We start from the raw sequence: 619 nt of genomic DNA, 5'->3' as shown, positions 1-619 counted from the left end.
CGCTGAATCGTCAGCAGGCAGTTGCAGCACCACACCTCGATATGACCTCTGATCCTCCTGCCACACGATCAAATCGTCAGCGGTGATGCGGTTGACCAACTTTTTGCTACTGGCAAGTTTAGACAGGTCAGGACCGGGCGTGGCATAGATGCTATTGCCAGCCCCATCGTAGACGCCGTACGTCATCCCATGATGTCCTGCGACTGCGTTGGCCAAGTGTTGCTTCAGTTCGTCGCTTGCGATGTCACTTGCAAGCTGGTGCAAGGGCTGAGCCAAAGCGGTTGCCACTGCCTCCAGTTCGTGGGCATCCTGTTGAGCAAAGTGGTGCTCCAACGACCGGAGAATGACCCAATTGAACACAAGAAACACCAAGGTCGTGGCGATACCAACGAGGGCCGTGACCCTCAATGCAAGCGACGCTGGACGGCTTTGCCGCGGCTTATGGCGCAGGGGCATCATCGGGCGCATCGAGCGTGTATCCCATTCCACGCACGGTGAGGATGAGCTTCGGATTGAACGCATCGTCTATCTTCGCGCGTAGACGGCGGATGGCTACATCGATGACGTTGCTGTCGCTGTCGAAATTCATGTCCCATACCTGCGACGCGATCAGAGACCG

At 56.9% G+C, this 619-nt stretch carries 1 protein-coding gene and 1 pseudogene; both read right to left on the bottom strand.

What is annotated here, in order from left to right; genetic code table 11:
• Positions 1-459, bottom strand: a pseudogene (locus KVT32_RS28305) (two-component sensor histidine kinase); the annotation flags it as partial.
• The coding region (locus KVT32_RS28300; RefSeq protein ID WP_217619228.1) for a winged helix-turn-helix domain-containing protein at positions 440-619 on the bottom strand (180 nt) is incomplete at its 5' end. The gene KVT32_RS28300 and the pseudogene KVT32_RS28305, both read right to left, overlap by 20 nt.

This window comes from Achromobacter sp. GbtcB20 (assembly GCF_019091095.1).
Taxonomy (GTDB): domain Bacteria; phylum Pseudomonadota; class Gammaproteobacteria; order Burkholderiales; family Burkholderiaceae_B; genus Achromobacter; species Achromobacter mucicolens.
The sequence above is the reverse complement of the archived record's forward strand: the minus strand, read 5'-3'. Positions and strand labels throughout refer to the sequence as shown.